Here is a 26,552-nt window from a genome sequence, read left to right as displayed (position 1 = left end):
TCAGGTAAAGAGGTACCGATGGCGATGATCGTGAGACCAACCAATGTTTCACTCATGCCTAGAGAATAAGCGATTGTCGTAGCATTATCGACAACCAAATCTCCTCCGAAAATAATTGCCGCCAGCCCAACTAGCGTAATGAGGATATTCTTCCCCCACTTCACATTATCAGTGGCCTGAATGTCGTCAGGACTTCTTTTTTGTTAAGAATTTTTTATATTTGTTTCGCTAATCTGTAAATCTTTATATTCTTTATATTCTTTTCTAATGTCATAAAAAGTTATGATTAACAAGATCCAAACAACAGGGCTAGATAATGATATACCTACTTGCGAAACACCACCTAATAGAGTAAATACAATAAGAACAGTCAACAAATAAGATGTAAGTGCAATTTGAAATAAGTAACCATATTTTAGAGATTCATTTTTAAGATAACGATTCTCAAAAAAACCTCCAAGTAAAATAAGCAAAATAAGCCCTATGAATAGTAGTTTGGGAATGTAAAACAATTCATTAAAGTTTGAAAAAAAGTCATAAGCCAATAGTACAGTAATATGCAGCACTAGTAATACAATTAAGAACGTATGTCTCCTTTTCATTTAAAGTATCTCCTATTTGTTTACTATACGAGTTAACAGCAAAATAGGATTCAGTAAATTTTCCTATTTACAAATAATTAGTTAAATAGATATACGTTTATATAGGATGTCTAGTTAAGGTAAATGAAATTTGTTTAAATTATAGTTTTAATTTCTTCAACAATAAAAAATACTGACAATTCTCAAAGGTGTATAAAGGAGCATTCCTGTTAGAAGCTTTTTCGGGGACTTGAACACAAAGAGCCCTCTTGGTATGAAGCGGGGTGTCAAATCTGCACGAATTGACCCCTAATTTAAATACCAAGGAGGGCTCACAATGAATTTTACGCAAAATGCTAAGATTAATCAAGTTACAGATAAAACGCTAGTCATCGAAATCGACATTGCCAAACGAACACATTACGCCTGTATGGTGGATGAGCGTGGACTGATCCTGAAGAAATCGTTCCCTGTACATCAATCCAATCAAGGATTCTAATACTTCTATGAATGTATTCTAGACGCTAAGAAACAATTCGGTTAAAGCGATGTCATCATTGGCATCGAGCCTACCGGTCACTATTGGCTCAATTCGGCTTACTTTCTCGACGATCGGGGCATCCCCCTCGTCGTATGTAATCCCATGCATGTAAAGAAATCCAAGGAACTTGACGATAATCTTCAGACGAAGAACGACGCTAAGGATGCCCTTGTCATCGCGCGTCTAATGAAAGATGGTCGTTACAACTATCCACGGAGATTAAGAGAAATAGAGGCTGAATTACGTGTCGGTTCGACACTGATAGGCAACCTTACTGAAGAATTGAACACGATTAAAAACAAGATGATCCGATGGACTGATCGGTATTTTCCTGAATTCCAAACAGTATTTCCGTCCTTTGGAAAATGGTGCTTGCCGATTTGGAATGTACCCCATTCCCGTGTGAGATAGCGAATCAGGAACCGTCAGAACTACTGGCAACCTAACGGACGGTTAAGGGGATGAAATCTTCCCAACTGCCAAAGACGAAAAAGCTAATTGTAAATGCGCGTACTTCTATAGGTGTAATAGAAGGACAACAGATGGCCCGTAATGAAATTGCCACACTTGTCCAGCGTTATCGCCAACTTGAGAAGGAGCTGGCATCACTTCAAGAACAGCTGACAGCGTTTATTCAGGCTACAGTTGAGTACAAATATCTCCAAACAGTCCCAGGACTTGGAGACGCAACCATTATTGATTTACTATCAGAAATCGACAGTTTTGTCCATTACAATCATCCACGTCAATTACTGAAACTGGCGGGATTGACATTGGGGGAGAATTCATCCGGAAAGCACAAGGGACAGAAACGAATTTCTAAAAGAGGAAGAAGCCAGCTGCGTGCACTGCTCTTCCGTGTCATGATGCCAATGGTGCGTCATAACCAGGCATTTAAACAACTGCACGAGTATTACACAACCAGACAAGTAAATCCATTACGCAAGAAACAGTCCATCGTGGTTCTCTGCGGAAAACTACTGAAGGTACTGCACGCAATCTGTACGAAGCACATGGTGTTTGACGCTGAGCAAATGATGAGGGACATTCCCACGCTCGATAGAGTTGCTTAAGCACGACATTCTGAGGGAATGACTAGAAAATTGGATGACACGGAGAAGCTGGCATTATATTATCCATACGACCAATGAGTCCCCAAAGGAGCTTAGCCAGCCTCCGCCTTATGACTAGACCGAACGAAGGTATGTAGGCGCTTTTGACGCCAAGAGACATGGGAGGGTACGTCATCATAAGCAATACGGAGATTCAAAGTGCATCGTATATAGCATCATCATCGCAACCAATATTATCCAGCGATGACAGCGTAGCGCACCCATGGACGTTTGAATACTCAAATATCTAATTATTATTGTTTATCAGCGTGTAAAAAACATTTTTTCGGCACCTTTACAACGGCTTAAACCGTTGATACATCAACATTTATAGAGGGAGTGATTGTACATTCGGATCAAGGAAGTGTGTACACATCATACGCGTACCAATTCTGTATCAAGGATCATGATCTGATCAGCAGCATGTCACGTCGAGAAAACTGTTGAGACAATGCGATGATTGAATCATTTCATTCAAGTCTAAAGTCTGAGGAATTTCAATACGTTAAATTTAACTCACTACAAATTCAAGATGTAGTTGTACGAGTAATCGCTTACTTGAATTATTTTAATAAATAACGAATCCAAGAAAAATTAGGCTACCTGACACCGGTTATGGTGTCGCAGCAGCCTAATTAAGGTGTTTTATAGATGTCTCAAATCGCTATGTCAGTCTACTATATTACTTTTATTTAATAATTGCTTCTCGATCTTTAGCTCTAGACTTTCTAAGCTCTTCTAGCTCACTTCCAATAGGATAGGTAGGTAAATTGGGCTTAATTGCACCTAGCATTACTAACATAAGAGCTTCATCATCCCCATCATTTCTAATGCCCCTATATATACCAGGAGGACTACTAATACAATCCCGGGCATTTAATTTAATTTCATGTACTTCACCTTCACTATTCTCTTGAATTAATGCAGTAACATTACCTTTTAAGACAAAAAATACTTCTTCTACATCATCATGTAAATGTAATGGACCTATGCAACCAGCGGGTAATACCATTGTACTGAGAGTGAAATTCTCTCCAGTAATAATATTGGAATCATTATTTGCAGTTGCACCACGACCTATATACCTCATTTGTGCTCTCCTGTATTTTGGGTTTATCTCCTCTTGAAATTTTAATACATTCCAATCCAAAGACCTGTCATCCAATTTAGCTACATACTTTTTTTCGAATTCTTCAATTGAAAACTTTTCATCTGCCATAGGTGAAACCTCCCTAATTTAGTTTTATATGAAAATTCGGACTGGTCTAGGTATATTAAATTGCGTAATTATAAGATATCTATAGAAATTAGAGTCACTATACGGATTAGACTCTATAGATTCATGAATACATAAAATGTTTAAATTCCCAGAAAACTATTTATTAAATAAACTTAGTTATTCCCAGAGAATCCATATTAATGAAAACACCCCTTACAAATAAGGTCTTCAGCTTATAATTAGGGTTTACCGTGATGTTAAAAAAATATGGTTATATTATGAATTAGAATCCTGTAAATGAAAAAAGCTATTGGTGGGAGTAGCAATTCATTATAATTATTAAAATCTGGGGAGTATATTATTTCTATACAACCGCTTTCCATGGAATGGTAGTAGCGATTAATATTTTTGCATACTACCATTACCTACTTAGTTTGACCACCAAATTCAAAACCACTTCATAAAAGCCAAATCAGGAGACTAAAAAATAGCTAAGCAATGATCAAATCGCCTGCATTTCTGATTGATTTTGAATCTTTTTCTTAGCCTCCTGAACTTCTTTGTTTTCTGTTTTAAGCGTAAACAAGTAAGCGATGAACCCCAAAGCGGTGATAGCAATCAACATGATAAGCGACGGACCGAAGTCTCCTCCGTTAATATCGCGCATCCATCCCATCACATAACTAGAAAATCCGCCGAATATGTTCGTGAAACCCATGAGCCCCGCTGCACGACCAGCAGTTTCTGGCGTTGAAAATTGTACGATAAATAAGTTACTTAAATGAAAGATTCCTCCCAATGTTCCCATTGCAAGTCCTAATGCCAAAGCGGATATGATGGCGACCGAGACTTGTGTGGAAACCGTCAACAAGATTGCACAGGAAGCAAACAAGATCGTTGCTATTAAACTAGGGCGCTTCGTTTTATCTGCTAAATAACCACAGATCAGAACGAAGCCAAGTGCAAACAACCAAGATAAGGATGTGATCCCAGTCATAGCATCTACATCAAAATTCCTGGCTTGCATCAAGTACGTTGGCAGCCAAATACTAATGCCGAAAAATAAGAAAGAAGTGATCACCATACCGAACCAAACAATCCAGTAACGGGAATCTTGAACGTAACTTTTCTTCTTTTCTTCAGTAACCGGAGTATCATCTTGTCTTATGTACGACAATTCTTCTTTGCTGACGCCCGGATGGCTTTCCGGTTCATTTCTAGTTAAGAAAATCAACATCGGCAATACAAGAAGTAAATTCAACCCAGCCAATATAAAGAACGTCGCATGCCAACTGAGCGTGGCAATGATCAATGAAATGAAAACTGCACCGATGGCAGGTCCTGCATAGTTACCCGAAATCCAGGAAGACTGCGCGCGGCCCAATTCGTTTTTGTTGAACCAAGTAGCGATGAATTTCCCACAGACCGGGATCATCATCCCTTCCCCGATTCCTAAGACAATCCGTGTCACCATGAACATTTCATAAGTGGTGGCAAATCCGCCTAGCAGCATTGTCACTGTCCAAATCGAAACTCCAATGATTGCTGTTTTGCGGGCTCCGAACTTATCAATGAAGAATCCCCAGAAAAAGTTGGAGATTGCATACGCTACCATGAAGATAAAGGTTAAGAAGCCAATCTTCGCATTCGCATTGGCTCCTGTCATTCCAAGATCACTTAGAAACTGTGGATCAGTCTGGACAATGGAAATTCCTAACTTGTCAATTTGTCCGAAAAACCATAGAAAGAAAATAGGCGTCGCTATATATAACCATCGTTTGTTGTTTTTGGTATTCATTTTCGTTCCTCCCATACTATCTTATTAAGGAATTTCACAATTGGAGACCCTAAACTTGTATACGATTCACTTTATTGAATTTAATTTTAGTTAATTATCTAAAATACCTATCTCTTACCAGTAAACATATCGATTTCTTACATATAGTAGTAAGCGATCTAACCCATAACCAAAGAGTGATATAAAAATTACGACTGCCAACACTTTGCTTTGGGATAAGGTGGCCGATAAATAAACGAGAAAATATCCAATTCCATTATTTGAACTGATCATTTCTGTCAGTACAGCAATAACCACCCCTATTGGGAGCGCAATTCGGAAACCTGTGAAAATTGATGGCATCGTTCCTGGCAAAAACACTTTCCAAAACAGCTTTCGATCGGTCGCCCCCATATTCTGACCAGACCAAACGTACAAATGATTTACACTTTTCGCACCGTAGTATGTACTCACTACTATAGGGAAAATGCACTCGAGAAAAATGGTAAATATTTTAGAACCAGAACCTAACCCGAATAGGAGTACAAATATAGGGTATAAAGCCACTCTTGGTATAGGATAACCTGCCGTGAAAATTGGTTGCATAAGGTCATCAATAAATGATGACCGGCTCATTTGAATCCCAATTGGAATTCCAACGATTGCTGCAAGTAAGAAACCTACCAAGATCCGATAAATTGTAACTCCCATATTTGTCCATAGATCGCTTGTGGCAAGCAGCTCAACAAATACCAATAGAATTTCTCCAAGACCAGGGAATAACTGTCTTGGAAAAAGTTCTGCCAACACGAACCCTTGCCACAATAGAGCTATTAGTATTAACGCTAAATATTTCACAATAAATTTTTTTATCGCTTTCATATGCGTCCTCCCTCTATGTCCTGGTGTCTATAGCGCTACAAGATTTCGTGACAACAATCGATCTACTATCGATTTTGCCACCATAAGACCCTCCCCCTCAGACCGATTAACAATCGATCGAAAAGAAAACCTAACGCTGCGATAACTATGACTGCAGCAAGAACAATATCCGTACGGCCATATGCATCAGCATTCAGAATCATAAATCCTAAGCCTTTACCAGTTGATGAACCAATCATTTCCGATGAAAACATCATGACAAAAGTTAACGCAAGAGCAACACGCCAACCGTCAAATATTTTAGGGAGGGCCGCTGGAAGTACAACACGGTACAACATTTTGAACTTAGAAGCTCCCATATTTTCCGCTGACCATAGATAAAGTTTATTAATTCCTCGAACACCATCCAATGTTGCAATAAAACAAGGGAAAAAAGCACTCGTGAAAATAATCAGAATCCTTGTCGTATCTGTCACACCGAACCAAACTAAAAACACAGGAAGTAAAGCAATTTTAGGAATCGGATTGAAAAAAGATACGACCGGATCAAAAAACCTTCCAATCGGTTGGAAAAATCCTGCTAAGATTCCCAACCCTGTTCCGAATAAAACAACCAGCAAAAACCCGACAATCGATCGATATAAACTGATTCCTATGTGTGGAAATACTTCACCTGTCATAAAAAATTCACTAATAATCCCAAGAACAACTGCCGGGCTGGAGACATAGGTAGGAAACCAATCCGTCATTGACAGTAGTTGCCATAACGATAAGAAAAGGAGAAGCTCCACCAAAGAAATAACTATAAAGCGACTTTTCTTAAAGCTACTCGGCATTGGATTGACCTCCTATACTTTTCACATTTTCCTCCTCATGCAAAAGATCCCAAATATGATTCCGGTAATCAATAAAATCATAAGACTTTCGAATCGATACATCACGGGGTCTTGGTAATTCAATTTTCAAGATTTCCTTAACTACCGAGGGACGTTTCGTCAAAACAACGACGTAATCACTTAAATAAACCGCTTCTTCAATATCATGTGTAACGAATATCACGCTTTTTTTCGATTCCGACCAGATCCTTTGAAGTTCCACTTGCATCGTCTCTCTAGTTTGGGAATCAAGTGCACCGAATGGTTCATCCATAAGCAGCACTTTAGGGTCAAAAGCAAGCACTCTAGCAAGAGATACTCTCTGCTTCATGCCTCCCGATAACTCGGAAGGCAGATTGTCTTTGAATTCCCAAAGTCCGACAAGTTTTAAGAAGTATTCCACCCGCTCTTTGATATCAGCTTTGGGAAACTTTTGTGCTTCCAACCCCCATGCCACATTGTCGTAAACTTTGCGCCAAGGGAATAGGGTCGACTCTTGGAACATCATTCCCCTGTCCGGAGCAGGTTTGCCAACTTCTTCTCCTCGGACACTTACCACCCCTGATGTCCGTTCAATAAAGCCGCCAACAATATGAAGGAATGTACTCTTTCCACAACCACTCGGGCCGACAACACTTACGAACTCGCCTTCTTTTATATCTAAATCAATCCCTTTGATTGCTTCAATCTCTTCACCTTTACGTTCAAAGACCTTACGCAAGTTAGATATTTTAATCGCACTCTCTTTTGGCTCTACCTTATTTACGGGAACAACTCTTGTCATTACGGATCCAAAACTCATTTTCGCCACCTCCGATAGAAATCCAACATTGAACTTTTTCAAATACAGACCATCCTAAACAATTATACTTCGGTCTACTTGTGTCTTAAGTAAGTGACATAGTTAACCTAAAACCGTCGCATCTTTGTGACAATGGCTACCGGCCAGCATTGTAGCTTCCCTTTACTAAATTTGTAGAGAGTCTATTTCGGACTCCCTCTAAATTTAAATACTTTTGTCATTCACCCCACCCCTGATTGGCCAAGTTATTTGGCTAAGAATGAGTCATCAATCAATTCATCTAAGTCAACTTTCTGTTCAATCCATTCGTCTTCCAGCAAAATTTCTTGGACAAGCTTCCAGCTTTCTTTCGTAAGTGAACTATCGATCGAACGGTTATAATCGACTAGATTGAGATAAATTTCCGGTTCAGAAAGAACAAATTCAGCATCCAGCAACTTTTGACGAGCCTCTTTTTTGTTCTCCACATAGTACCTTGTCATATATTGTAAGTCTTCCACGAGTGCACGAACCGCCTCTTCATGCTCTGCAATAAAGTCGGGATGTAAAAAGAGATTCAGGAAATCTTCGTCTATCGGAACACCATCTTTGGAAGTGAACACTGTTTTTAATTCACCGGCTTCTTGTGCCATTTCATAGAAAGGTTGTGGAAATAAACCGACATCTATCTTCCCACTTTTCACCGCTTCTTCCACTGCCGGAGTTGGAAGCACCGCATACTTTACATCTTTATCAGGATCTAACCCTGCTGCTTTCACAGCCGAACGTGCCCACATATCAGTAGGTGATTTGAAATCAGGGATACCAATTGTTTTGCCTTTTAAGTCGGCCGCTGATTCAAGGCCAGCATCTTTCAGTCCCATGAATGCCGAGTTGAATCCTTCCCCAGGTGTTTCTTTAGCTATGTTTGCAACAATTTTCAAATTGATCCCTTGAGCTGCCGACATAATCGCTGCCCCTTGTCCAATTGATCCCCCTTGAATTTGCCCAGCTCGATAAGCATTCAATCGATCAGTATTCGCCCTAAATTGCTGAAGGTCTATTGTATATTTCTCTCCATAATTCGGCGCCAGATCGGATGCCACTTTAATTAGCCATAAGTTTTCTTCTGTTGCATAGCCGACGCCTAATTTAATTTCAACCGGTCCATTCCCTTTTTCTCCTTCAGCTGAAGCTTTACCAATTTGTTGATCAGCAGAACCACATGCAGCCAATAGTCCGATCATCAATACGAAGACAAAACCTGCAATCATTTTCTTCATTTTCGTTCCTCCAATTTTCTGTTGTATTTCTCCCACAAAATTCCGCCCCCTATTGTAACCGCTTTCATTAAACCTGAATGAATAATGACAAAACAGGATTTTTTATATGTTTTATATGCAAAACATGTTTTTGTAAATCCTATAATTAAATTTTACACTCTTCTGAATTTAATGTCAATAAGATAAAATAAGATATTAATATAGTTTTCTTATAACACTTTATGTGAAGAATCGTCTATTAGCAGACCGGTTTATGCAGTCATTTAAATAAAAAAAGAATCTTGATCGTAGGTTCATCGTACTGACTTCTTACTATGCCTTCCACTATAATTAACGCATTGTATATCTGACAGCGAGTCGATATTGAGAATAAAATATTATTTCGGCTTTTAGAAAGTATATATTGCAATTTTTGTAATAAACCCTGTAGTCCTTCCCAACTTAAAGTGCATGGATAGGGATAATCAATCATAAGAAAAAGACTACATTTCGTTCCTAATCGAAATGTAGTCTTTTTAAATTTGACTGCATGTAGACAAATTATGGTTCCAAAACCATCTGTCTTTGAATTTAATGAGATTGACCTGCAAATAATTTTAACACTACTTTAAACTCTTCTGTGGTGTCCAAATATGCATATTGCCCATTCCAATACTTGCGTTGTTGGATGACGTCATAGTCCTATTCTCGAAAGTCAGGTAACCTTTCTTCCAAATTGTCCAGCTCCAAAGAAATATGGTGAATTCCTTCCCCATATTTCTCCAAATGCCCCTTCCAAACACCCAGGCTTTTTCCTGGTTGAATGAGCTTCACCTTGATTGTTGGTGTTTCAAAAAAATGAATCCTACGTCAGCCTCTTTTGCTTCTCTTTTATATGCTACTTGAGTCACTCCGCAACCCCCGACTCGATTTTTGGGGGAATCTTCAAGATTGGCAAGTCCCCTAAGCGGGCAGCAGACGCATTGATGTCTTCCACTATGAATGCGATTTGTGTGATAGTCCGTGAGCCAAACAGTAGCTCGGCAATATCATCCCCACTTTTTTAGGCTGGGGCGTTTCTCTTTCAAGCAATTCGAATACAGTTTACAACGAAGCTTCTGTATCTAAATAGGCATAACGCCCTTTGTTTACAGATGTGAATTTACCTGAATGTAGCAACGGATAAACTCTTGTAGCAAAAGTTTCGAGACAAGGAGCAATTTTGTCTACAACAAAAGCAAGGTGATGAATCCCTTCTCCGTATCCCACCAAATAATCTTTCATCGTGTTTGGTTCATCATTCACTTCCATCAGTTCGATTTGGATTTACAGTGTGTCAATGAGTACAAACTTACTCTGCGTATCTGAGGTGACTCCTTTATGAAACACTTGCGATTGGTCATGGGCACCTGCCAAAAAATATTCCGGTTCCATAAAGCCAAGCAACTTGCTGAATGATGATATGGCTTGATCTATATCCTTTACGATGAAATCGATTTGTTCTATTGAATTGTTCCGAGCATTCTTTTATCAAGACTGCACCATATCTCAGTAATCAATTTCGCCTTAGAACGACCTATTATCAGAAAGTCGTACCAGGCATCCCTCTCACACCAAGCCCTCCGTCACTCTCTATGATGGTTCCTGTTATCGCCTTAGCGTTATCAGATGCCAATAGGACATAGGCGCCGTTGTGATCACTTGCTTCCTGAGCAATTTGCAGTGGATTTCTACTTGCAATATTTTTCTTTCTCGTTTCCTTATCTATCTGTTTTACGCTATCTTGCAGGCATGGGATCGCAGTGATTTCCGTGACCGTTCCACCAGGTGACACGCCATTTACTCTAATCTCAGGAGCCAACTCATAAGCCAACTCTCGGATAAGCCCTACAATCGCATGCTTACTTGCCGTGTAAATAGGGCCTCCGCCATTCGGATAAAACCCGGAATTGGAAACAGTGAAGATGATATTCCCTTTCGTTTTCTTCAGCTCTTCAGCAGCAGCTTTTGCCGCCAATAAGCCCCCTTTTACATTTATATCGAAAATAGTTGAAAACGCTTCATCCAGATGCTCTTCTGGCAGTCGCTCCAATGTGACAAAGCCATCGAATACGCCTGCATTGGAAACTAATATATCCAGTTTTCCAAACTTCTCCACCGTTTTTCGGACAACTTCTTGATGGCTTGAATATTTTGTTACGTCGCCTTTCACTGTTAAAATATTGTCTTTAAATTCTTCTTGTAACGCATTCAGCTTCTCTTCTGACCTTCCCAAAATACAAACTTTAGCACCTTGATGTATATACTCCCTTGCGACTGCTTCCCCAATGCCGTTCGTTCCACCTGTCACAATTGCAACTTTTCCATCCAATGATTCCATCACTTTTACACTTCCCCACTATAAAGTTAATCCTTTTTATAACAACTGTAGCTACCCTAATTTTAACGGGTAGCTACATATTGAATGACTATTAAACAAAAATCGCCAAGTTTCTTGTTCCTAAAGACGTCTGATCTGCTAAGAACCAGCGTGATACTAACTTCCAATCACCATTTTCTTTGCGGAGTACGTCTTTACGCTCTCCCGAGATTAAGTCAGCAGTCGTATCTGTACTTCTACTTCTATACAACAGCAAATTACTATGGACAGCCACTTCATTTTCCGACACTTCTTTGATCTTCACATTCGAAACATTCCTTCTTGTACGTGATGGTGGCAATTCAGCCCACGCCATATCTGTTTTCATACGATCGATTCGAAGTTTCAAAGTTGTCGAATCATCGTCGAATAGTAAGGTAGCTTCTGAGTAATCAGGTTTTGACTTTTCCATTTGATTGATTCTTAAAGGCATTGTATAACTGATTTCCTCAGACAACAGTTCATACCAACCATCAAAATTCAATTGATCCAAAAGCTCTGATTCTTTATAAAGCCATTGCTCAATTTCATGTTGCAATATAATATCCTCATGCATCCCATTCACCTCTTATTCAGCCGTTATTTGATCAAGCCAGTTTCTGAAAAATGCTCTGGAGTTCGCTTCATTAAATTTATCTTTATAAACAATACCAGGTCCAACGAAGTCTTCTACTGGCTCTTGATGCATACCCATCGTGTAGTTAAAGACAATGTTCTCATGTAAATGATATGGACTTTTACTGTTTTGTGTGATATCTGTAAAATTTTCTGTATCGTCTTGTTCGAAAATTCCAGAAGCTCCGAACGTTAGTGTAAAAGCTTGTTCTGATAATCTCTTCCATTCTTCTGTTGCATTTTTTTCAACAAGCATCCAAGATGATATCTCCATGGAGTCTGGTCCCGTCGGCTTCCAGATACGAAGGGATGTATGAGAGATTTTCTGGCCTTTTAAATCCATCGAAGAAATGAGAATCATAATATTCGGAGAGACACAAACAATCATATTCTTCATCTGCTTCAAAATGTCGTATTGATCTTCATTGAGTCGTTCTTTATATTCATCAATTAAGCTTTCAGGAAAGGCAAAACCGTCAGGGTTCGGCATGCCTAAATTCAATCCATGCCCGTTCCCCGTATAAATCTGGTAACCATATTTTGAATAGTCCCCTGTCGGAACAAGGCCTAATTTTGCAATCGATCCGTGAGAAACCAATGTATGGTAAGAGTCAGAAATTGTATTGTCTGATCCCAGTTTCCAAGTTCCATCTACATTCCATTTTTGTGGAAGACCTACAACCTCCATTTCTGCACGGTTAAATGCCAGGTCGAGATACCATTTAATATCTCCTAAAAATTCTTCGAGGGAAACAGCTTCAGAATTAAGCGTTGCAAAAATCAAGTCTGCATAGACATCATGACGAATTTCCTTCAAGCCCATTTTACTTTTATCCATCGTTTCACCGTAAACGACTTTCTGGAACGGAATCCCGATCAAGTCACCAGTGTTTTTAAAGTTGAACCCATGGTAAGGACACGTAAAGTTTTTTTGATTTCCATTATCCATCCGGCAAAGTTTCATACCGCGATGTGTACAAACATTTAGCAACACATGAATTTCACCATCTGCACCATGTGTGACGATGACGCTCTGTCCGCCCATTTCCCGTGTCACAAAATCTCCTATGTTCGGTATTTCCGACTTATGGGCGACAAATAGCCAGTCCTTTAAGAAAATTTTCTCCATCTCAAGCTCATAAACTTTTGGATGTGAGAAAATATAAGATGGAATCAAGCCTTCTTCTGGCTTAACTGTATCTTTTAAGTATTGAATCAATTCACTTCTTGTCATTTCGTCTAGCCGCGGAACTTGTTTAGTACTCGTAGTAGTCATACAAACGACCTCCTTATTTTTATAAGCCGATCTTTATAGTAGATTGCAACTTTTTCAATGTACCTAGCACACTTAAAGCGGCTAACATACTCGTGTTAGGGTTCGTACGCATCGGCTCGTTTTCAATTTGAAACGTCATAGACCCAAAAGTACCTTCCGCTTGAATTTGATGATGATTTTTCGTCACTGTCGAATCGGCAATAATTTCAACTTTCGTATTTTCCACTCCGATCCCAGCGAGTGATAATACAATCGAAACATTGATATTTTTAGGGAATTTTTCAATCGCTTCTGCAGCTGATCCTTGGAAAATCACTTTTTCCCCTACGATGTCCTCTCCAAATGAATGCGCCGGTTTCCTCGTTGTTAATGAAACCCTTTTCAATTCTCCTAATCCATTTGCATTTTGGATTGCATCTATTCCTCCTATTGCACCGGATGGTAAATAAATTGAATGTTTGTGTTTTTTTCCTAATAATTTAACTTCTTCTAAAAATGCCTCATCAGCTAGTGCTCCGATACTAATGATGATCACTTCTTTTTTCTCAAGCACCTTTGGAACGTGCTGATGAGCCGTTGCTACGTTGGCTGCTTCCACTACGATGTCTATATCGGATTCGAGAAATTGATCGATATCATTGAACAACTGGACTCCATAATCAGCAGCTAGCTGTTCATATTTTTTTAAGTTGCGGACAAATAAGCTCTTCACTTTCAATCCGTCCAACTGCATTTGCTGTATTTCTTTTATGATGAATGTCGCAATGGAACCGGCTCCGATAATACCTATGTTCATTCAGACAACTCCTTATTCGGCAAATCCATATGAATCAGTGAAATGTTCAAAGCCGCCAAATTCTGTCACGCTCGATAGACCACTTTCTTTGATTCCTGGAAAATCGAGGCGTAAATCTTTGAAAATCGTATGATTGTTAAAGAATATGGCGCCAGCTTCGATACGATCAGCCAACCGTTTTGCTGCTTCGATGTCAGTTGTCCAAATGGATGCCCTTAATCCATATTCCGAATCATTCGCATATTTGATTACTTGCTCGGTATCATTGAACGACATCACCGGAATGACAGGACCAAATTGCTCCGCTCTCATGATCTCACTCTCCTGATGCACATTTGTAACGATGGCCGGAAGCATGAAATATCCGTCTTCCCATGTATCCTCGTTTAGTTTTCTACCAAAATAATGCACTTTGGCACCTTCTTTTTCTGCATGGTCAATCAAATCTTTCACGAAACGAAATTGTGATTCATTATTCAATGGACCCATTTTGACATCCGGTTGGATCCCGTTTCCGACAATTGTTTTGTTAAATTCTTCGCTTAGTTTATCCAACAACTCTTCGTATCGAGTTTCGTGGACATAAATGCGCTTAATGGCAGAACATACTTGCCCAGCACCTTTCAAAACTCCATTTCTTAACTTTAGGATTGTTTCCTTGTTCAAATCGGCATCGGCCAATATAATGGCAGGGTCATTACCGCCCAGTTCCATATTCAATTTCTTCAAAGTAGACGAAGACTTTTCCATCAATACTTTTCCTGTATTTGTGCCACCTACAAACGCAATTGTCCGGACCCGTTCGTCCTTCGCGATTCGATCTCCAATAAGACCACCCGAACCTGTCACAACGTTCAATACCCCTGGCGGTAGACAGTCAGCAAGCTCTTTCATGAAGACCATAATTGTCAATGGACAATCTGTCGCAGGTTTGAAAACGACTGTGTTTCCTGTCAAAATAGCCGGTATGACCCGCTTGAACGTTAAGATCATCGGGGAATTCCATGGGGTGATGATTGCCGTCACACCTCTTGGACGTCTCCGAATTTCGACCTGTTGGGCCTGTCCGGACAAATCTCTTGGCTCATACCAGTTTTTCAGGTTTTCCGGCAACTCATTTAAAATCTGTACACATCTTTGAATATCTAACTTGCCTTCTTGCAGAGTTTTACCATTTTCTCTGACAAATAAAGTCGTATATTCATCGACACGGTCTTTCACACGCTCCCATACTTGGTGAACACGCTCAATTCGTTCATCCAATGATGTTTGCGACCATGTTGGATACGCATCTGCCGCTGCCGTAATCGCCCGGTCTACATCTTCTTCGGATGCCAGCCCGATAAAACCGACGACTTCACTTGTGACGGCAGGATTGATGACGTCTTTGTGCCTATTTAACGTTTTCCATTCACCGTTCACTAATATCTTTCCTGAAATTTGCAAAGTTGCTTCCGTTTTATAGACCAATTTGTCTCCCTCATTTCCATTGAACGATCTTATTTTATTCTTTTCGGTTGAAATGACGAAGCGACACCCGGGGGCCCCCCGAATGGTTTAGCCATCGGTCCTACTGCTTCCATATCGACGACAATCAAAGTCATCTTATCTGACCCTGTAGCATTCTCCAATGCTTGGTCAAATGCATCGGCAGAACCTACTCTCGTTGACCCTATCCCCATCGAATGTGCCAGCTGTACAAAATCCGGACTGACCAAATCGACACCGACTTGTCGGCCATATGCTGCGTCTTGAATATTTCGAAGTACACCGTAACCGCTATCGTCAAACACAAGTATGATCATCGAAAGGTTCTCTTGGACTGCTGTTGCAAGTTCACCAATATTGACCATGAAGCCGCCATCCCCTGCTAATACGACAACCCGTTTATCAGGGTTTGCTTTTTGTGCGCCGATTCCTGTCGGTAAGGCTTGGCCAATTCCGCCTCCCGAGGCATGAATCGAATGGCGTGGTTTATAAATCTCGAACAGTCGGCTTCCCCAAACATTCGCTGGAACGGTAACGTCCCTTACAAAAATTGTTTCTTCGTCCAGTCTGTTTCTCATACTGTCCAAAATGTTTTCATAAGGTCCTAATGTTTTGCGTAACTTGGCTCTGAGCGTTTCACGCAATTCTTGCACATTTTCACTATATTCACCGCTCGGCATTGTGTAACCGCTTTCTTCTAGTAGAGTGACAAGACTCTCTACGACCGTTTTAATATCTCCGACTAACCCATACTTCGCTTCATAATTTCGGCTGACCGCCAAATAATCGGCATCAATTGTAATATGATTTTCCGGTACTTCAACTGACCAGCCGGCAGTTTCATTACTCCGGAAACGTACACCAATACTAATGAGTACATCAGCATTCGCCAAAAATTGCTTTGTTTCTGGAGAAGCCCCAAAATGTCCAATACATTGCGGATGATCCTCCGGAATGATTCCTTTAGCTGATTGGCTCGTAATGACAGGCGCGCCCGTCATTTCCGCCAACTGTCTGATTTGTTCGGAAGCACCTGACAAAATCGCTCCGTTTCCGACCCATAATACTGGTCGCTTCGCTTCTTTCATCGCCTGCACAACCGCTTCAGGTACAATGAATTTTTCTTGTATTGAAGAACTATTTGCCAATTCATCGTAAATCGGAGTATCTGGAATAATGGCTGATTGATAATCAATTGGTATTTCAACACTTATTGGACCTGATGGTACTTGAAATGCTTCCTTGATCGCTTTTCGGATAAACCCAGTTGCCTGCTCCGGAACCTTTAGTTGGTAAGCTTTTTTACAAGCTCCCTCCATCATTTGAAGCTGATTTTTACATTCGTGGATATAACCTCTACCTGTCCCAATCTGTTCAGAAGAAACTTCACCGGTTATATGTAATAGGGGAACACCGGCACTCCAGGCTTCCACCAAAGCACCTGCTGCATTTCCTGCGCCTGTGCCTGTACTTGTAATTGCCACGCCTAGCTTGCCAGTCGATCTTGCATGTCCGTCAGCCATATTCACTGCGCCACTCTCTCCACGTGCACAAACTAATTCAATACTTCCTTCACGTAAAATCGCGTCGTAAATCGGCATATTATGAATACTCACAATCCCGTAAGCGGTTTCAACACCCGCATTGACTAATTCCTTTACTATTGCATCCGCTACCGTAAACTGCAATTGTGTACTTTCCACTCCAAGTCCCCCTTGTCCTATAAAACTTTACTTAACCCACCCGATACTTCTATATTTGCACCTGTGACATAGCTGGCACGTTCTGACGCTAAAAACAAAATGACATTTCCGACTTCTTCAGGTAAACCGACCCGAGCCAGTGGGATTTTTCTATTTTCCGCCAACTCTTTATAATACACTTCCGGATCCACATCTGGTGCTCGTTCCAATCTTCGGCGTTCCCATTGGTCCGTTTTGATCAACCCAAGGCTAATTGTATTGATGAGTATATTATCTCTCGCCAACTCATGCGACAAACTTTTCGTCATATTCAACAATCCCGCTCTCGTTGCGGCAGTTGCAACCATGTGTGGTTCCGGCTCTTTGGAAAGTGTCGCATTCATATTGATAATTCGACCTTCCCCTTGTGCTTTCATGAACGGAACAACTGCTTGGACCGCGTAAATGACTGCAAAATATTTCAGATTGATTTGTTCTTGCCATTGCTCATCCGTAATGTCGAAGAAGTGTGACATAATACTCCGCCCTGCATTATTGACAAGTACGTCAATTCGTTTGAAATGTTCGCCCGTCGCATTAATGAATGCTTCTACGTCTTCACGCTTGGAAACATCACATGTTAGGCCGAATAGATTTTCCCGATTTGAATCGTTTGTCAACTTTTCGACTGCTTGGTTTAAGCGATCTTGGCTCCGTCCGCAAATAGCGACTTTCGCCCCCTCTTCCAGTAGCATCTTCGTTGTTTCAAAACCGATACCCGCCGTGCCGCCCATGACGACAACAACTTTGTCTTTTAAATTTAAATCCATACTACTCAGCCACCCCTTTTTTCCATCACTTCGTATTTACTAAAGCCCAACCGGGATCCGGCTCTCCCGCCATCTTCACTCTAGTTTCTGGCGAAGGCGGTCCTGCAATTCCCCATCTATCCGATAAATGCGGTACTCGCTTCCAAACTTGCGCGCGCCATGTTTTTTTATCTTCAATCACATCTACATAACATGTGTACTCCATGACAAACCCGCCTGGATCTTGGAAATAACAGAAGATGTTATTGCCTGGTCCGTGTCTTCCCGGTCCCCAAATCTCTTTGTATCCTTTCTTCCGGACATTGCCGATTCCACGCATCACTTCATCCACACCTTCCACTTCATAGGCGATATGGTTGAGCGATGCATGTTCAGCCCGGTTAAACGAAATTTCATGGTGATTTTTATCGCACCGCAGGAACACCATCTGATCCTCACTCCAATCTGAAACCATAAAGCCGAGCACTTCAGTGAAGAAATCCGTTGACCGTTGGATATCAGTTGTGTTTAAGACGATATGGTTCAAGTAAAGCGGGTTCGAATCGACTTTTCTTTGCCATGGTTCTGTATGGATGTCTACCCATGTTGAAAGTTCATAGCAACGGTTTTCATAGTCTACGAAACGAAGGCCATAACCGCCCCCCACTTCATCTAGATAGCCCGGCTGTTGGATGATCTCCACGCCTTTCTCTTTCAGAAAGACCGCCGCTTTGTCTACTGCTATTTTGTCCACCATTCCAAATGCAATGTGATGGAGACCTCTTCTTTCTCCTCGTTGCAGATGAAGGATATGATGTTCAGGACTTGAACCGCGGAAATAGACATGATTGTCATCTTGTGAGACAACATCCAATCCCCATACATCCCTATAAAATTCGATTTGTTCTTCCAGGTTAGGTGTTATTAAACTTATGTGGCGCAAATGTGTTATTTCAAGCATTGAGTTTCCCCACCTCTCCAATCTTTCTTTACTAAATGACATAGAATAGTAATTTTTTTACTCAAGCGGTTTTTTTCAATATCCTTCGTTTTGCATAGAAAACATTGTTTCTAATACTAATATTCACATTATCTTACTTGTGCATTTTTGTCAATACAGTTTTCAGACTTATCAAAAATTAACTTAAAGTCAGTAACTAGGCACAGCTACAATTTGCTGAAAGACGCAAATGATGTATATGCCTAGTAGAGTGCGACTTCTTTTGTAATACAGATTAGATAGTCAGAACCATAAATGAGGATATTTCTCTAGCTACTTGACAAACTGCCGGGATAATCTTTTCTTCCATCAGCTCTTCGTTGGCCGCATGTTGTGTAATCGCTATGTTTATGGCAGCAATCACTTTATTGTCTTTCCCAAAGATCGGGCAAGCGACAGACCAAACTCCTGTTTCAAACTCCCCTTTATGGAAGACGTAGCCTTTTTCTTTAATGGATTGTAATTCATCACGCAATTTTTTGACTTCCACTATCGGTGCATCGGGTATCTGCAATACTTGCAGCTTTGACAACAACTCTTCTTTATTTTCTTCGGGTAAATGTGCCAATAGACATTTCCCCATCGCTGTAGCATGGACAGGCAGATGTGATCCGACGTTAATTGTAATCGTAGCGACACTTCTAGCCGGATACCTGGCGATATACACTATGTCATTCCCGTCCAATATCCCCATATGTGAAGACATGCCCGTTTCATCTCTTAACTTCTCCAAATAAGGCGCCGCTAGTTCTGGTAGTTCGAGACTGTTCAAATAAGTGTAGCCTAGTTCAAGTACTTTCGGTCTAAGTCCATAGCGCTTCGTATGACTATCTTGATAAATATAACCGCACTCTTCCAATGTATACAAGATGCGATAAGGCGTTGTTCGGCTGACACCTAAATTACTTGCAATTTCTGCCAAGGACAAAGTCTGATTTTCTACACTGAACATCTTTAAAACTTCCAATCCACGTAAAATGGAATTTGAAAGATATTTTTCATTATCACTTTTTTGCTTTTCCAATTTCTTTTTTGTGATCTCCACTATCTATTCCTCTTCTCTTAAAAAATCTAATACATATTTATTGAATACTTCCGGTTTTTCCAAGTAACTGAGATGGCCCGCATCCGCTATTGTCTTCAAACGTCCGTCTTTCAGCCTTTCGACAATAATTTCCGACTCGCTGACAGGCGTCACCTGGTCCTCTTCTCCACAAATGACAAGAGTCGGAACCATAACTTTTGAATACTCATCCATTTGATTCAAGTGGTATAAACTGTTGGCAACTGATTTATAACCTGCCAGTCGGACTTCAGCCATAATGTTTTGCGCATATTCCAAAATTGAAGAATCTACATTTGCAGCGAGCAGTGCAGACGTTCTTTGTCTTGCTAATTCTTCTGGTGGAGTATTTTCTACGAGATCATGCCGAGCTTTTCTTTTCTTTATATTTTCTTCTTCATTGAGCCCAGCCGCTCCCCGGGTCGGTGCAGCAATCATCAATTTGGTAACCATTTCAGGAAATCTTATCGCAAAATCGATCGCAATTGCCGCCCCCATCGAATGCCCTAACAAATAAACTTCCTCTAATAGAAGATCATCAAGAAACTTCTTTAAATGATCCGCAAACTGGGAAAAATGTTGTAATTCTGGAACAGGGTCCGCACTTTGACCGTAACCGGGAGCATCCCAAGCAATTACCGTATAATCTTTCTTCAGCCCTTCCAATTGATGGATCCATGACTTCGAGTTATTTCCTAAGCCATGCAATAAGACAAGCGGTGGTCCACTTCCTTTACTGAGATAATGAATAGGCAGATCCACCAACTCCACTTTCGACATAAAACCCCTCCTCAAGCATTTTTATCGTTTTTTCTATGTTTTATCAATAAAACAAAGTTCCCGATATTAATATTAATTGTACGTACTTATTCTTCGTAAAGTCAAGCGACTCCTAAGTTCCAAACTGACTATTACCAAAATACACTATATTCAAATAACATCTTAAAACAATCAAAAAAGGAAATAAGAAGCGACCTCTTATTTCCCCCATCTATTATTGAAATAGTGAATCTACACCGTCATTACACTATAAGAAGGGAGACTTCTATCTTGAGATATTATTTTTCTACTACAAGTAGAAACGGTTCGTCTGCTACTTGTATCGAGTCTGTTGGACATCCCTCACAAGCATCTATAAGATCATCTACTAAATCTTCTCCTATTGGCGTAACACCTGTATTATCGTCGAGAATACTATAAGATAGCCCATCATCATCATAATCAAATATATCGGGGGCAGTAGCTCCACACGCACTGCAAGCGATACAAGTCTCTTGTTCTACTAATGTATACTTCTTCATATCGTGATTCCCCTTTCATCTTCTATTGTCAATTGCGCCTCCGCACAATTAGATTTATTTATGTCTTTCAATCTTGTGTAAAAAAACTAGATGAACTCGTTTACAAGTTCCCTAAAAAGTTCAGGTTGTAAATCGAGGTTCATATGCGCCAAGGGTTGCTCTGCATACCCTTTTACTAACTCTTGATAAGAAGGCTTCTCTTCTTGATAAACAATTCCAGTTACCAGGCTATTATGTTTCATTAAAGTGTTCATGGCCATTTCACGGTTGGAAGAATCATATCCTTCTAGATCACTCAATTTGGTCAAATTCTCTTTGAACCAATCATACGTATTCACTTTATTGTATGTGACACATGGACTATAGACATTAATAATTGAAAAACCTTTATGTTGTATTCCTGCTTCCACTGTCGCAGTCAATTCCTTAATATCCGCTGAGAAACATTGTGCCACAAAGCTAGCTCCACTAGTTATCGCCATCTCCATTGGAGATATTGCTTTTTCAATTGATCCTTCCGGTGTCGATGATGTAATAAACCCATCCTCTGAACGCGGTGATGTCTGACCTTTTGTTAATCCGTAAATTTGATTATCCATTACGATATAAGTAATATCCATATTACGCCGCATCGCATGAATCGTATGTCCAATCCCAATTGCAAAACCATCACCATCTCCTCCAGCCGCAACGACAGTAAGATCACGATTCCCCATCTTTACTCCTTGAGCAATCGGAAGCGCCCTTCCGTGGATTCCATGTAGACCGTATGATCTAATATAGCCTGAAATACGACCGGAACAGCCAATTCCAGAGATAACCGCCAGATCTTCTGGAGAAAGATTTAGATTAGCTGCAGCACGCTGGATCGCTGCTTGTACAGAGAAATCTCCACAACCTGGACACCAATTTGGCTTCACACCATTTCTAAAATCTTTAATTGTTGATGTAGACATGTTCTAACAACTCCTTGCTCGCATCGTAAATATGGTGTGGTTGGAATGGATCACCATCATATTTCAACATGCTTTGAATTTTATCGACATGACCAACATTCATTTTTATAATATTGGCAAGTTGCCCCGTCGCATTGCTTTCTGCAACAAGTACATGATCTGCCCCGACTATATAAGGCTTGATAGCTGCTGTCGGGAATGGGTGAATGAGTCGAATTTGCAAGTGATTTACGTTCAATCCTTCTTCTCTCAGACGGTGGACAGCTTCTTCAATAGCACCACGCGTTGCATTAAATCCTATTAGTAAAAGATCTGTTTCTGTTGTTGGAACATTCACTGTGATTGGATTTGGGAATCGTTCTGTCAAGTCGGATAATTTACGCATTCTTTTATCCATTTGTTGTTTACGATTACTTGCAGTTTCATTTGGTCTACCTGTTTCGTCATGCTCGACACCAGTTACATGATGAATGCCACCTTTCACCCCTGGAATCACACGTGCAGAGACACCATCGTCTGTTACTTCATAGCGTTTAAAATAGTCCTTTTCTTCCGTTTGTTCAATATCAGTTGTAATTAACTTCCCCCGTCGAATGTGTACTTTATCAAAATCAAAAGGTTCTACGGTTTGTTTCGCTAACGAAAGCTGTAAATCGGACAATAAAATAACAGGGCACTGGTACTCATCTGCAATATTAAATGCTTCTATCGTATCGTAAAAAGCCTCTTCAGCTGTACTTGGAGCAATGACAACCTTTGGAATTTCTCCATGATTCCCATAGATCATCGCCATTAAATCAGACTGTTCTTGCTTTGTCGGTAATCCAGTAGATGGCCCACCACGCTGTGTATCAACAACAACAAGAGGTGTTTCGGTCATGCCGGAAAGACCAATCGCTTCCATCATTAATGATAATCCAGGTCCAGATGAAGCAGTGAAAGAACGAGCACCCGCATAATTAGAACCGATTGCCATTGTCACAGCGGCAATTTCATCTTCTGTTTGAATGACTGTCCCACCGACTCTTGGAAGCTTTTTAATTAAATACTCCATAATATCAGAGGCTGGTGTGATTGGATATGCAGGCATAAAGCGAACCCCTGCTGTCAAAGCCCCAAGCGCAATCGCATCATTACCAATCAGAAACATCCGTTTATGAGTATTTTCAGCCTTTGCAAGATATAAAGTTGAGGCTTTTTCTCCAAGGCTTTTTTGCATATACATATACCCTTCTTGGATAGCCTTCATATTTTTCTGAACCATATCTCCGCCTTTTCTATTAAATATCTCTTCGATAACAACAGAGAAATCCTCAACCTCCAAATTCATAACGGCACAAGTAGCACCGATCGCTACCATATTTTTCATCAAAGAAGTGCCGAGGTCGGAAGCGATATCAGTAAATGGAACAGGATATAGTTCAGCCTTCGAGTCTTCCGGCTTCACTGGTTTAAATTTCGTATCAGCAATGATAACACCTTTTTCATGTAATTCAGGATAGTTTAGATCAATCGTTTCTTGATCGAATGCAAGAAGTATGTCTAAATTATCGGCAACTGCCTGGACTTTTTCAGTACTAACGCGAATTTTATTGTTCGTATGACCACCTTTAATTCTAGATGAAAAGTGGCGATATCCATATAAATAAAAACCGAGCCGGTTCAGAGTTTTGGAGAAAATCTCACCCGTACTTTCAATTCCTTCCCCTTGCTGTCCTCCCACTTTCCACGAAAGATCTGTTTTCATGAAATCTGCCCCTTTTAGCACGGTTACTGTTAAAATCATATAAGTTAACATTCAACCGCTGATTTTTGTCGATAAAATTACGATAGATAGCAATTCGGACAGTAAGCCGATAGTTATAGCCAAAATAACTTCAACATATATATTATCGTAAAACTTTATGCAAAGATTGCCGTACTATGTTTCGGTTGTAAACGTACATTCGGGTCAATGTACTGCTTTGCATTACTAACTGCGACCGGTGCCTCACCGAATCCAGTGGCAATCAGTTTTACTTTCCCTTCATACGTTGCAATGTCCCCCACAGCATAAATGCCAGGAATGTTCGTTTCCATTTTATTGTTAACGATTATGCAATTTTTCTCAATCTTCAATCCCCAATCTTTAATTGGACCGAGCGCGGAAACGAATCCATAGTTGACGATAAAGTCATCGACATCAATCACTTCACAGTTTTCAGTTTTAGGCTCTTCGATGACGATTTGTTTAATACCACCTTCATCTCCGATCAGTTCAGACGGAATATAAGGGGTTTTGATTTCCACACTGGATTTTTTCAAATTTTCCACGCTATGTTCGTGAGCGCGGAATTTATCGCGTCGATGGATGATGGTAACTTTTTTCGCAATCGGTTCGAGCATCAATGCCCAGTCGACCGCCGAGTCTCCCCCGCCACATACTGCCACTTCTTTATCCGTAAACCTATTTAAGTTGTCAATGAAATAATGAAGGTTTTTCCCTTCGAATTGCTCCGCGCCTTTAATCCCTAAGCGACGAGCTGCAAATGCTCCGTTCCCTGCCGTAATAATGATCGTCTTTGAAAAATGAATTTCTTGATTCGTTTGGAGTTTAAAAATCCCGTCTTCTTGACATTCCACCGTTTGTACAGCTTGCTCCAAGCAGATTGTCGTTGGGAACATATTCACTTGTTCCTTTAAATTATCGATCAATTCTTGGGCACGGACTTTTGGCAATCCAGCAATATCGTAAATATACTTTTCCGGATAGAGTACTGACAACTGGCCACCTAACTGAGGTAAACTTTCTATAATCTTCACACTAGCTTCCCGCATTCCTCCATAGAATGCAGTAAACAACCCAGCAGGGCCACCTCCAATTATTGTGATGTCGTATACTTTCTCATCGATTTTCATTTTAAATTCCTCACTTTCCTTCGATTGATGTCGATGCACCTCTACCGTTAAGTAAAATATGAAACTATGTAATCAATTACGCCGAGGCGTAATTGCATCCAGATTAAGAACGCAAGTCATCTAGAGTTTGGATGACCTGCTAAACTGGATAATTAAAGCGCTATCATTTTGTCACTTTTAGAGATGAAAGTCTTCTATGGTAGACGCCTCTACATTCTGTGCAAAAATATTTTTTGATTAAAGATCAGTTGATCCATCGATAAATTAGCGGTCTGCCTGCGCAACAATCGCTTCTCTTTCTTTCGCACGCTCAATGCGAATTTTTTCAAGTTCGCTGCCTTCTGGATAAGTCGGTAGTTGTGGTTTTGCCGCACCTAGCATAACAAGCATCATCGCATCTTCTTTTCCATCGTTGCGGATACCACGCTGAATGCCGGGTGGTACGCTGACACAGTCGCGCTTATTCATTTTTATCTCATACTCTTTTCCTTCATACTCTAAAAGGACCGTCATTTCACCTTCCAAAATGAAGAACACTTCTTCTACGTCTGAGTGTAAGTGCAATGGGCCAATTGAACCAGCTGGTAAAACCATCGTGCTTAATGTGAAGTTATTTGCTTCAATTACATTTGAATCTTTGTTTGCTGTTGCACCACGTCCAATATAGCGCATTTGTGCACGGCGATATCTCGGATCTAATTCTTCTTGGAACTTTAAAACGTTCCAGTCCAACTTTCTATCTCCCAATCTCGCAATATATTTCTTTTCAAAATCCTCTACTGTTGTGAACTCCATGTTTTCTTCCTCCCTATTTTTAGACCTCTTGACGAAAACGCTTATTCAAAGAAGTCTGCTGTTTTATATAGAAAACAATGTTTCTATATGGTCATATCATACTTCTAAATAAATTCATTGTCAACATAAAATTTAAAATCTTCTAATAATTAGCTTGGTGATTATTGAGATGCTATGAAAAGATCGAACATTATCCGAAGATTGTGTGACGGCATTTGTGGCTGGTGAATCCGTTTGAAACCGCAGTTATTCACTTGGATGGAGGATGTACATCTCGTGCTGCTCGGTCCGATAAATCAGATGTGGTGAAAGGACTCGACCAAGGTGCGGATGATTATATTACGAAACCATTTGACGAACGCGAACTCACAGCAAGAGTACGTGTGGCATTACGACGTACAGAAGAAGAAAATCAACCAAAGAC

The 26,552-nt window shown here is 40.3% G+C and carries 23 protein-coding genes and 3 pseudogenes; 2 read left to right on the top strand and 24 right to left on the bottom strand.

All coding sequences use genetic code 11. The annotated features are described in order from the left end of the window. Together CSV70_RS15410 and CSV70_RS15405 are read right to left on the bottom strand one after the other, a co-directional pair. Positions 1-167, bottom strand: a pseudogene (locus tag CSV70_RS15410) (sodium:calcium antiporter); the annotation flags it as partial. Positions 168-203: 36 nt separating this feature from the next. After that, a complete protein-coding gene (locus tag CSV70_RS15405) occupies positions 204-602 on the bottom strand; it encodes a hypothetical protein (protein WP_099629494.1) in 399 nt (132 codons plus the stop codon). A gap of 316 nt (positions 603-918) precedes the next feature. On the opposite strand from CSV70_RS15405, the pseudogene CSV70_RS15400 reads away from it, so the two are divergent. Next, a pseudogene (locus tag CSV70_RS15400) lies at positions 919-2,195 on the top strand (IS110 family RNA-guided transposase). Positions 2,196-2,922: 727 nt separating this feature from the next. On the opposite strand, the gene CSV70_RS15395 reads toward CSV70_RS15400, so the two are convergent. From CSV70_RS15395 to CSV70_RS15290, 22 genes are all read right to left on the bottom strand, one after another. Then, entirely contained in the window at positions 2,923-3,453 is a 531-nt protein-coding gene (locus CSV70_RS15395; protein ID WP_085130845.1) for a cupin domain-containing protein, read from the bottom strand. A gap of 502 nt (positions 3,454-3,955) precedes the next feature. After that, on the bottom strand, positions 3,956-5,251 hold the full coding sequence (locus tag CSV70_RS15390; protein ID WP_099629493.1) for an MFS transporter: 1,296 nt from the start codon (positions 5,249-5,251) through the stop codon (positions 3,956-3,958). Between the two features lie 114 nt (positions 5,252-5,365). Continuing rightward, positions 5,366-6,112: an ABC transporter permease gene (locus CSV70_RS15385; protein ID WP_085130849.1), complete on the bottom strand. Its 747-nt coding sequence runs from the start codon at positions 6,110-6,112 to the stop codon at positions 5,366-5,368. Positions 6,113-6,177: 65 nt separating this feature from the next. Beyond that, positions 6,178-6,948, bottom strand: coding sequence for an ABC transporter permease (locus tag CSV70_RS15380; protein ID WP_085130851.1), 771 nt, complete (start codon positions 6,946-6,948; stop codon positions 6,178-6,180). After that, complete coding sequence (locus CSV70_RS15375) at positions 6,938-7,831, bottom strand: ABC transporter ATP-binding protein (RefSeq protein WP_233191578.1); 894 nt, start codon at positions 7,829-7,831, stop codon at positions 6,938-6,940. Before CSV70_RS15375 ends, CSV70_RS15380 begins: the two co-directional genes overlap by 11 nt. 203 nt (positions 7,832-8,034) lie before the next feature. Further along, positions 8,035-9,087, bottom strand: a complete 1,053-nt coding sequence (locus tag CSV70_RS15370; RefSeq protein WP_099629492.1) for an ABC transporter substrate-binding protein — start codon at positions 9,085-9,087, stop codon at positions 8,035-8,037. A gap of 1,047 nt (positions 9,088-10,134) precedes the next feature. Then, positions 10,135-10,314 carry a VOC family protein gene (locus tag CSV70_RS16360; protein WP_099628000.1) on the bottom strand — a complete coding sequence of 60 codons (180 nt, stop codon included), beginning with the start codon at positions 10,312-10,314 and terminating at the stop codon, positions 10,135-10,137. 298 nt (positions 10,315-10,612) lie between these two features. Beyond that, complete coding sequence (hcaB, locus tag CSV70_RS15360; protein WP_085130859.1) at positions 10,613-11,410, bottom strand: 3-(cis-5,6-dihydroxycyclohexa-1,3-dien-1-yl)propanoate dehydrogenase; 798 nt, start codon at positions 11,408-11,410, stop codon at positions 10,613-10,615. Positions 11,411-11,501: 91 nt separating this feature from the next. Continuing rightward, positions 11,502-12,005 carry an aromatic-ring-hydroxylating dioxygenase subunit beta gene (locus CSV70_RS15355; RefSeq protein WP_085130860.1) on the bottom strand — a complete coding sequence of 168 codons (504 nt, stop codon included), beginning with the start codon at positions 12,003-12,005 and terminating at the stop codon, positions 11,502-11,504. A 12-nt stretch (positions 12,006-12,017) separates the two neighbouring features. Next, entirely contained in the window at positions 12,018-13,340 is a 1,323-nt protein-coding gene (locus CSV70_RS15350; RefSeq protein ID WP_099628001.1) for an aromatic ring-hydroxylating oxygenase subunit alpha, read from the bottom strand. Between the two features lie 19 nt (positions 13,341-13,359). Continuing rightward, positions 13,360-14,136 carry an aspartate dehydrogenase gene (gene nadX / locus CSV70_RS15345; RefSeq protein WP_085130862.1) on the bottom strand — a complete coding sequence of 259 codons (777 nt, stop codon included), beginning with the start codon at positions 14,134-14,136 and terminating at the stop codon, positions 13,360-13,362. A gap of 12 nt (positions 14,137-14,148) precedes the next feature. After that, complete coding sequence (locus tag CSV70_RS15340; RefSeq protein ID WP_232319181.1) at positions 14,149-15,606, bottom strand: aldehyde dehydrogenase family protein; 1,458 nt, start codon at positions 15,604-15,606, stop codon at positions 14,149-14,151. A gap of 29 nt (positions 15,607-15,635) precedes the next feature. Further along, positions 15,636-17,327: a thiamine pyrophosphate-binding protein gene (locus tag CSV70_RS15335; RefSeq protein WP_233191832.1), complete on the bottom strand. Its 1,692-nt coding sequence runs from the start codon at positions 17,325-17,327 to the stop codon at positions 15,636-15,638. Positions 17,328-17,344: 17 nt separating this feature from the next. After that, on the bottom strand, positions 17,345-18,136 hold the full coding sequence (locus CSV70_RS15330; RefSeq protein ID WP_085130864.1) for an SDR family oxidoreductase: 792 nt from the start codon (positions 18,134-18,136) through the stop codon (positions 17,345-17,347). A gap of 25 nt (positions 18,137-18,161) precedes the next feature. Further along, on the bottom strand, positions 18,162-19,076 hold the full coding sequence (locus CSV70_RS15325) for a VOC family protein (RefSeq protein WP_085130865.1): 915 nt from the start codon (positions 19,074-19,076) through the stop codon (positions 18,162-18,164). Between the two features lie 274 nt (positions 19,077-19,350). Continuing rightward, the gene (locus CSV70_RS15320) at positions 19,351-20,160 is read right to left on the bottom strand and encodes an IclR family transcriptional regulator (protein WP_233191831.1); all 810 of its coding nucleotides are present in this window, start codon (positions 20,158-20,160) and stop codon (positions 19,351-19,353) included. 3 nt (positions 20,161-20,163) lie between these two features. Further along, on the bottom strand, positions 20,164-20,958 hold the full coding sequence (locus CSV70_RS15315; protein ID WP_085130866.1) for an alpha/beta fold hydrolase: 795 nt from the start codon (positions 20,956-20,958) through the stop codon (positions 20,164-20,166). A 278-nt stretch (positions 20,959-21,236) separates the two neighbouring features. Beyond that, complete coding sequence (locus tag CSV70_RS15310; RefSeq protein ID WP_085130867.1) at positions 21,237-21,479, bottom strand: ferredoxin; 243 nt, start codon at positions 21,477-21,479, stop codon at positions 21,237-21,239. An 86-nt stretch (positions 21,480-21,565) separates the two neighbouring features. Then, complete coding sequence (locus CSV70_RS15305) at positions 21,566-22,435, bottom strand: 2-oxoacid:ferredoxin oxidoreductase subunit beta (RefSeq protein ID WP_085130868.1); 870 nt, start codon at positions 22,433-22,435, stop codon at positions 21,566-21,568. Beyond that, on the bottom strand, positions 22,416-24,182 hold the full coding sequence (locus CSV70_RS15300; RefSeq protein ID WP_099628004.1) for a 2-oxoacid:acceptor oxidoreductase subunit alpha: 1,767 nt from the start codon (positions 24,180-24,182) through the stop codon (positions 22,416-22,418). Before CSV70_RS15300 ends, CSV70_RS15305 begins: the two co-directional genes overlap by 20 nt. A gap of 155 nt (positions 24,183-24,337) precedes the next feature. Continuing rightward, entirely contained in the window at positions 24,338-25,333 is a 996-nt protein-coding gene (locus CSV70_RS15295) for an NAD(P)/FAD-dependent oxidoreductase (RefSeq protein ID WP_085130870.1), read from the bottom strand. A 264-nt stretch (positions 25,334-25,597) separates the two neighbouring features. Next, a complete protein-coding gene (locus tag CSV70_RS15290; RefSeq protein WP_085130871.1) occupies positions 25,598-26,128 on the bottom strand; it encodes a cupin domain-containing protein in 531 nt (176 codons plus the stop codon). Positions 26,129-26,427: 299 nt separating this feature from the next. Between CSV70_RS15290 and CSV70_RS16970 the strand changes: the two are divergent. Further along, positions 26,428-26,552: pseudogene (locus CSV70_RS16970) on the top strand (response regulator transcription factor); the annotation flags it as partial.

Origin of the sequence: Sporosarcina sp. P25, assembly GCF_002743235.1 — a bacterium.
Classification (GTDB): Bacteria; Bacillota; Bacilli; order Bacillales_A; family Planococcaceae; genus Sporosarcina; species Sporosarcina ureae_B.
This window is presented reverse-complemented; position numbering and strand designations above follow the sequence as displayed.